Source organism: Streptomyces chumphonensis, from assembly GCF_014779715.1.
Lineage (GTDB): Bacteria > Actinomycetota > Actinomycetes > Streptomycetales > Streptomycetaceae > Streptomyces > Streptomyces chumphonensis.
In genome coordinates, this window is sequence record NZ_JACXYU010000003.1 from 451,420 (window position 1) to 458,923 (window position 7,504).

Annotated in this window: 6 protein-coding genes; 5 read left to right on the forward strand and 1 reads right to left on the reverse strand. The window is 66.8% G+C overall.

Going from position 1 to position 7,504, the window contains the following annotated elements; genetic code table 11:
• Positions 1-12: 12 nt before the first annotated feature.
• The gene (locus IF129_RS09730) at positions 13-1,041 is read right to left on the reverse strand and encodes a beta/alpha barrel domain-containing protein (RefSeq protein WP_191209115.1); all 1,029 of its coding nucleotides are present in this window, start codon (positions 1,039-1,041) and stop codon (positions 13-15) included.
• An 837-nt stretch (positions 1,042-1,878) separates the two neighbouring features.
• Here IF129_RS09730 and IF129_RS09735 point away from each other — a divergent pair.
• From IF129_RS09735 to IF129_RS09755, 5 genes are all read left to right on the forward strand, one after another.
• Positions 1,879-3,354, forward strand: coding sequence for a PqqD family protein (locus tag IF129_RS09735; RefSeq protein ID WP_191209116.1), 1,476 nt, complete (start codon positions 1,879-1,881; stop codon positions 3,352-3,354).
• A 109-nt stretch (positions 3,355-3,463) separates the two neighbouring features.
• Complete coding sequence (locus IF129_RS09740) at positions 3,464-4,453, forward strand: DMT family transporter (protein ID WP_191209117.1); 990 nt, start codon at positions 3,464-3,466, stop codon at positions 4,451-4,453.
• Positions 4,453-5,226 carry an SDR family oxidoreductase gene (locus IF129_RS09745; RefSeq protein ID WP_191209118.1) on the forward strand — a complete coding sequence of 258 codons (774 nt, stop codon included), beginning with the start codon at positions 4,453-4,455 and terminating at the stop codon, positions 5,224-5,226. Before IF129_RS09740 ends, IF129_RS09745 begins: the two co-directional genes overlap by 1 nt.
• A 74-nt stretch (positions 5,227-5,300) precedes the next feature.
• Positions 5,301-5,549, forward strand: coding sequence for an acyl carrier protein (locus IF129_RS09750; RefSeq protein ID WP_191209119.1), 249 nt, complete (start codon positions 5,301-5,303; stop codon positions 5,547-5,549).
• Positions 5,550-5,674: 125 nt separating this feature from the next.
• Positions 5,675-7,198: a class I tRNA ligase family protein gene (locus IF129_RS09755; protein ID WP_191209120.1), complete on the forward strand. Its 1,524-nt coding sequence runs from the start codon at positions 5,675-5,677 to the stop codon at positions 7,196-7,198.
• The last annotated feature ends 306 nt before the right edge of the window (positions 7,199-7,504 follow it).

Consider the following 7,504-nt stretch of genomic DNA (forward strand, 5'->3'; position numbering starts at 1 on the left):
TGGACGAAGGCGTCAGACGGCTGCCGTGCTCCGGGAGATGCGCTGTGCCGCCGCGCGGATGTCACTCTTGCTCGCGCTGCGCGGGGCCAGCTCGACAGCCGTCTCCATCAGGGAGGCCGGGTCAACGGCGAATTCCCCACACAACTGCTCGATGAGGGGAAAGAACCCGGAATGCATGCCGATCACCCCACCGAGTACCTGCATGTTCCGGTCTTCCAGCAGGAGGTGCAGGCTCGTGCGGCAGAAGTCCGCGAGCTTGGCCAAGGCCTTGTAGTCGAACCGGTCCTCGCCGAGCGTGTTGAAGATTCCGGCCAGCGACTCGGTCTCCGCGTTGCCGGCACCGCGGCCGATGCCGTCGAGGCAGCCATCGGCGATCGAGGCTCCCGCTTCGAAGGCGGTGATGCTGTTGGCGTTGGCCATGCCCAGGTTGTCGTGACCGTGGAACCCGACGACCGGGAAGCATTCCTTGGCCACGGTCACGTAGCGGCGGACGTCGTTGGGAAGCATGGAGCCGTACGAGTCGACCACGTACAGACCGGCGATGGCCGGAGTGACGTCGCGCAGCAGGCCCGGCAGCTCCTCGGCCGGCGTGGCACTCGTCTTCATCAGGTTGAGGTAGACCTCGCCACAGGTCTCGGTGGCGCGCTCGATGTAGTCCACGTGGTCCGGAACCCGCTCGGGCTCCATGCCGATGCGGACGAACGACATGCCCGCGTCGCAGAGCTCGGCGAGGGTGGAGAGCCGGCTGAACTCAGGCTGCGCGAACATCCCCCATGAGGTGGACGTCAACTCCGACCGTGCGATCTCGCACCAGCGTTCGAGGTCGATGTTGCAGGCTTTGATCCCGCAGCGCTCCGCCTCGAAGCCGATACCGTGTCCGATCTCCACCTTTCCGATCGGTGTCTCATCGAGCCGGCCGAGGAGTTCACTGACGAACTTCTCGTCGAGCTGAAAGTCGACTGCGTAGGAGCCATCACGCAGCGTTGCGTCAAGGATCTCTGCCTTCTCCAGCTGGAACAGCGGGGTCTGTGCTGCAGACATAACAATCCTCCGAAGCTCGGCAGTTTTGAGAGGCGTTCGGTCAACCGTTGCTGAACTGGATTTCGACGGTAGGAGAACCGCGCATAAACGTGGAATCACGCCCCTCTCGCCATGTGCGCGGAGACGAGCATGCATTCCTCGCCCGTAGGGCGCGATGGTGATGCCTGGCGCATGGTCATGTGGAGGGAAACGCGCCGGGCGCGTACCCCTGTCGTGGTCGTTTGCGGCAGTACGTGGGGGTGCGTGGGGGCCATGCGTGTCGACTGGGTCATGGAGTCACGCATGAGAGAACAAGTCTCAAGCACGGCTTTCCCTCAACGAAATGACGGAGAGCCGGCAATGGATGGCGCTGATCAGGACGCTAGATCGGTCGGCCGATCACCGGAAGCCCCCGTCTCACCATCCGAACAGTCGAGGCGGTCGCATGATGCGGACATATGATGACTAATCAGTTCGTAAAGATGTGATATCGAAGGCTTTCAGCCAGCCGGAAGTCAATCTTGGCTTGCTCTCGCGCTCTGTATTGACAGGGTCTTTCTCACGTTGTTTCGATGAGCCCGAAGTCGCAGACGACTACCATCGGGCACCTTGTCGCAGAATGCGGCTTGGCTGCCCGGTCAATCCGGGACGCGTTGGGCTTCCTGTTCCTCGGGCGCGGTGGAGATCAGGCAAAGGACACCCGCCGTGGCCGCCGTATGACTTCCGGCGCCTGCACGCCGGCGGTGCGATGTGAGCGTCGTTCGATGTCCGTTCATGAAAACAAGCCTCGGCGTTTGGGGCTTTGATGCCGATGCCGGCCGTGTCTCCCGTGCGGTGGAGCGGCCAGAAAGGATGCCGATGCGTACGACAGTGCTGAAGAACCTGAGGGGTGCGCTGCCGGAGAAGGACGTGCCAGCCGTCGAGGAGTGCGCCACCAAGCTGTACCATGCCTTGCCTCGGCAGGAGGAAATCGAGAAGAACACGGTGATGGTCGCTTACGGCGGCGGCAAGGACAGTGCCTACGCCGTCGCGTTCGTGCGTGCGGTCCATCTGGCGCTCGCCGAGCGGCATGACGAGACCTTCAAGCTGCGCGTCGTGACCATGCGTCACGGAGGCATGCCGTACCAGGTGATGGGGAACATCGACCGCACCTACCGGGCGCTGGGGCTGTACGACGACCCGAACGTCGAACTGCTCCTCGTGGAGGGCGACCGGGTGGTGCCCTTCGACCGGGACCGCAGCATGCCGCACCGGCTGATCGCCTTCAACCGGATCGACATGCTGATGTCCGGCCATCGGACGTACGGCGACGGCCGGGCCAGCTTCTGCAACGCATGCAACCTGAATGTGGCGAACTCCTTCGGCGTCGCAGCCCGGCACGGTGACGGCGTGGACCTGATCATCACGGGTGACTCACCCCAGGAACAGCGTGACTACGCGGTGTGGATCCGCCAGTTGGCGCGTGGCGCCGGCCAGAAGCCCGCTGACAGCAAGAAGGGGTTCAAGGGCACGCTGGAGACGCTCGACGGGCTGGCACAGTCGTACTTCGAGGAGATACACGGTTCGGAGAACGTCGAGCGGGTCACGGAGCGCGGCGTGACCTCGGACATCTCGACCGCTTTGGAGTTCTTCTCGATCTACGACTACACGAGCTATGCCTCCGGGGCTCACTGGCGGCTCCTGACGGACTTCCTCGGGTTCGTCTTCGACGAGATCGCGTTCAACTTCACCGAGTCCGACTGCGCGAACCCCGCGCTCATGGCGCACTTCCGTGGGCTGAGGACCGAGCGCGTATACAAGCGCACCTACCAGGAGGGCATAGCCCAGTACGTGGACTTCGCACTGGAGCTGATGCGCCGGAAGCACTTCCCGGACCACCTCATCGAGGAAATGGAGAACCGCTACCGCACCGAGGCCGGAGTCGAGGCGATGCGGGCCGTGGCGACCCAGTACGGCGAGGACGCGTTCGGGGTGGACACCACGCAGCTCGTCTGCATGGTCTACTCCCCCTTCGCGGGGGGTGCCGCGAACCTGCACGACTACATCGCCGGAGAGCGCCCCGAGCTCCTCGCCGAGGAGGAGCGGATCCGCGCCCTGCTGGCCGGGAAGGAGGAGGACGGTTCGCTCGCCGCTCGGCTGGAGCGAACCAGTGGCCTCAGCCTCACCGATCTGCGGGCCCTCCACGACGGACCGCTGTGGTCGCCGTACGCGGAGAAGGCCACTCAGTCGGGTGTTCTTCCGCTGGTCATGGACAGCGACCCGCACAAGAAGATCATCAAAGCGAAGCGCAACCCCGAGGGTGACGAGGTGCTGGACAGGGTCGCCGGCCGCTAGTGACCCAGCCCGGAGCCCCGCGCCCGGAGCTCCGGGCGCGGGTGGTCGCCGTGTTCCCCTAAGTTCTACAACCATGGAAAAGAACAACGAAGGGAGCGGTGACGTACCGATGACGAGTAAGGTGCCCGGTTCCGCTCCTGCGGCGCGCTCGACCGCCGTTCCGTACCTGAATCTTCTGGTCACCATGGTGATGTTCGGCAGCGCCTTCGCCAGCTCCAAGGTGGTCGTCGGCGAAATGCCCCACGAGGTGGCCGCCGCCCTCCGTTTCGGCGGAGGCGGATTACTGCTCATCGTCCTCGCCGCGGTGCTCCGTGGTCGTTCGCGGCCCATCGGACGCGCCTCGGCCATACGCGCGGGCCTGGCCGGCCTGCTGGGTGTCCTGGCCTACAACGTGCTCTTCTTCTGGGGGCTGTCCCTGGCACCTTCACTCGACGGCAGCATCATCGTGCCCGTGCTGAGCCCGATCCTGACCACCGTGGCCCTGATCCTGCTGCGCCGGGAGTCGGCGCCGTGGCCGAGAATCCTCGGGCTGGCGGTCGGCCTGGCCGGAGCTGTGGTCTTCTTCCTCGGGATCGGAGGATCAGCCTCCGGCTCCACCCGGCTGGTCGGCGACCTCGTCTTCGTCGCTGGAGCGGCGTGCTGGGCGGCCTACAGCATCCTGTCGAAGTCGCTTCTGTCGGGAGTGGACCCGTTGCGGGCCACCGCGTGGGGGACCGGCATCGGCGGGCTGGGGCTCGTCCTCCTCGCCCTTCCGTCGGCGGGCGAGGTGTCGTGGCAGGCGGTCCCCGGCCATGCCTGGGCGAATGTCGTCTTCCTCGCCGTCGGGCCCACCGCGATCGCCTATCTCTTCTACTACCGGGGACTACGCAACGTGAGTCCGTCCACAGCAACGATCATGATGTTCACCGTCCCGGTCTTCGGGTCCTTCTTCTCGACCGTGTTCCTCGGTGAGTCGTTCACCGGCGTGCAGCTTGTCGGTACGTTGATCATGCTGGGTGGGGCGCTCTTCGCCGTCCTCGGGAACCAGCCGTTCCGACGGCGCCCGGTTCCCGGCTCCGTACCTGGCACCGCCGTTCCGGCTCGCGTGGAGGTCGACTGATGGACCTCGGTCTCTCGGGGCGTACCGCGCTCGTCTGTTCGTCGACGGCAGGGATAGGGGAGGCGATCGCCCGAGCGCTGGCCGCGGAAGGAGCCCAGACCGTGGTGTGCGGCCGACGGGCCCACCGGGCGAAGGAGATCGCCGCGGAGTTGCCCAGTGCGATCGCTGTCGAGGCGAATCTCCTCAGCGAGAACGGCCCTGCCGAGATGTTCGAGGCGACGGTCGCCGCATTCGGTCCGCCCGATGTCCTCGTCCTCAACGGCCCCGGCCCCAGGCCGGCTCCGGCGGTCGGCGTCGAGGACGCCGACCTCGACGTCGCACTCGACGCGACGCTGCGTCAGCACATCCGATTGGTCTCGCAAGCCCTGCCGAGCATGCGAGAACGCGGCTGGGGCCGCATACTCGCGGTGGGATCCAGCGGGATCGCGGCCCCCCTGCCGAACCTCGCACTGTCCAACCTCGGCCGCGCGGCACTCGCCGGATATCTCAAGACGTTGGCAGCCGAGGTCGCCGCGGACGGTGTGACCGTCAACCTGTTGTTGCCCGGTCGCATCGAGACCGACCGCACCGCCGCGGTCGACGCCGCCAACGCCGAACGCACCGGCCGTGCCGTGGCCGAGGTGCGGCAGGCCTCGCTCGCCACGATCCCCGCCGGTCGTTACGGCCGCCCCGCCGAGTTCGCCGCGGCCGCCGCATTCCTCTGCGGAGAGCCGGCCTCCTACATCACCGGTACAGCTCTACGCTGCGACGGCGGCCTGGTCCGCAACCTGTAGTCCTCCGCTGCCGTAGAGGACGAGGGCCGCGACGCAACGAAAGATCATCGGAACACGCTGAGAGGAACGCCGACATGGCCGTCACGCAGGACGAGATCCTGAAGGGCCTCGCCGAGATCGTCAACGAGATCGCCGGAGTCCCGGAAGAGGACGTCCAACCGGACAAGTCCTTCACCGACGACCTGGACGTCGACTCGCTGTCCATGGTCGAGGTGGTGGTCGCCGCCGAGGAGCGCTTCGATGTGAAGATCCCGGACGACGACGTCAAGAAGCTCAAGACCGTCGGCGACGCGACCGACTACATCCTCGAACACCGGCCCTGACCCCGGAGCCGACCCTCTCAGGGCCGGCCTGGGCACAGGTCAGAGTCGTCCCATCTCGCGCCCACTCGCGTACTCCGTGCGCCTCGCGGAGTACGGTACGAACGACCGCCACACCGGAGAGACGTGTGAACCACATCGTCCTGTCCCTCAGGGATCCCCACGACCCCATGGGGACGCTGCGCTGCCGCAGCTACGCCCGGCTCGTCAGTCGGCTTGCCGCCATCGAAGGCCACGTGTCCACCGCCGTCGACGGCAGCGCCGATGCTGCCGGGGCCTTGACCCGCCTCGCGGCTGCGGGGCGACTGACCGGCCACGGCGAGCCGCCGGCCACGGGAGAGATCCGATACGTGCCCACCCGCGCGGCTCGGGAGCGCGTCGGTGGCGGTCAGGATGACGACGGCTGGCCACGGTCCGTGGCGTCTCGCCAGCGCAAGGCCGTCCGCCGCACCTCCGGTGCCCTTCTCACCTTTCCGCTGGAGGACGCCGAGCGGACGGATGCCAGGGTGGAGGTCTTCACCACCGACTGGTCACCCAGTCCTGCGGCATGTGCCGTTGCCGTACACCCCGGGCATCCGTTGAGTGCGGGCCTGGCCCCCGGCCGTAGTTCCGCCTTCACCGGTCGATACTGCCGTCATCCGCTCACCGGTGACCTGCTGCCGATCTGGACCGCGGAGTGGGTCAAGCCCGAGTTCGGTACGGGCGCCGTCCTGGTCAATCCGGGCCACGACGCGTCGGACCTTGCCTTCGGCCGGGAGATCGGTCTGCCCGTACGCTTCGCCCTGGCTCCGGCCGGGCACGACGGCAGTCCGCAGAACTGGCTGACGCCCCCCGTCGTGAAAACCGGCAACGCCATCCGGACCGGAGCCACCGACGGACTCGACTTCGCAGAGGCCCAAGCGGAGTATTTCCGCATTCTCTCGAACCGTGGACTGGCCCAGGAGTGCACGGACTTCGGAGCCGGCTCCTTCACCGTGGCCTACTTCTCCATGGACGGCCCGGACCAGATCCACTGGGATCCCGAGCGCCGTACCGTGGTGCCCCCCGGTCAGGACACGGTCGGCGCCCCCACGCGGGTGTGCCCCAGCGCGACCCTTGCCGCACTCGATCCGGTGAAACGTCAGGCCGAACTCTGCGTTGTAGCCCCCTCGTCGGCAGCCGAGTCCGATCTGCTCGCGCTGAGGCTGCTGCTGGCCGAGCCAGACCTTGGGCCGGTCGCCGAACGGGCTCCTGACGTCATGCTGGTCGGCAAGGTCGCCGGGGAATCCGATGGCGTGAACGAAGACGTTCTCAGACTCACCATGACGACGGCCGCCGCCGCCCACGAGACCTTGTCCCTCAAGGTCCAGCAGCTCGAAACGTCTGAGCGTTTCCTCTCCACGCACGCCACTCTCGCCGAACTGGAGAAGGTGCCGGAGGGGGACGCCGATGCCGCCACGAAGAAGTCAGCTGCTCAGATCAAGGGTCTTCTCCGGAGCAAGGACGCCAAACAAGCCTTCACGAACCTGTACCGGTTGCAGAAGACCCTGGCGAAGGGCGACACACCCGTCGACGGCGCACTCGTCATCTACGGAGCGCTCGTCTGGGCCATGGCGGGTCTGCCCAGCCGCTACCCCGAGGAGCAACTGGCCGCCGCCTGGCGAAGCATCTGACTCAAGTAGAACGGGTGGCTCTGGCCTCGTCCACATAACGGGGGCTCATCGTGTCCAGTGGAGCCCAAGACCGGCCAGTGTCGTCCGCCGCTCCTCGCTGAGCTTGGCCCGCCGTGCCTTCTGGTTGGTGAGCCATACCCCCAGCCGGACGGTGACGGGCGCGCCACCCGCGACGGTGCGGCCGTCCGGCGCGGCGGGGAGCGGAACCTCTTCGTGCTGGCGGGGGCGGGAGTACGACCTCCAGGTCCTCGTCCAGCTCCATCCGCAGCGTTTGCGCACCGGCCTGACGCAGCCGCAGCAGGCAGC

Excerpts from the sequence above, each read along its gene's own strand:
- IF129_RS09735 (WP_191209116.1), top strand. The coding sequence starts at position 1,879 with ATGCGTACGACAGTGCTGAAGAACCTGAGGGGTGCGCTGCCGGAGAAG.
- IF129_RS09750 (WP_191209119.1), top strand. The coding sequence starts at position 5,301 with ATGGCCGTCACGCAGGACGAGATCCTGAAGGGCCTCGCCGAGATCGTC.
- IF129_RS09740 (WP_191209117.1), top strand. The coding sequence starts at position 3,464 with ATGACGAGTAAGGTGCCCGGTTCCGCTCCTGCGGCGCGCTCGACCGCC.
- IF129_RS09745 (WP_191209118.1), top strand. The coding sequence starts at position 4,453 with ATGGACCTCGGTCTCTCGGGGCGTACCGCGCTCGTCTGTTCGTCGACG.
- IF129_RS09730 (WP_191209115.1), bottom strand. The coding sequence starts at position 1,041 with ATGTCTGCAGCACAGACCCCGCTGTTCCAGCTGGAGAAGGCAGAGATC.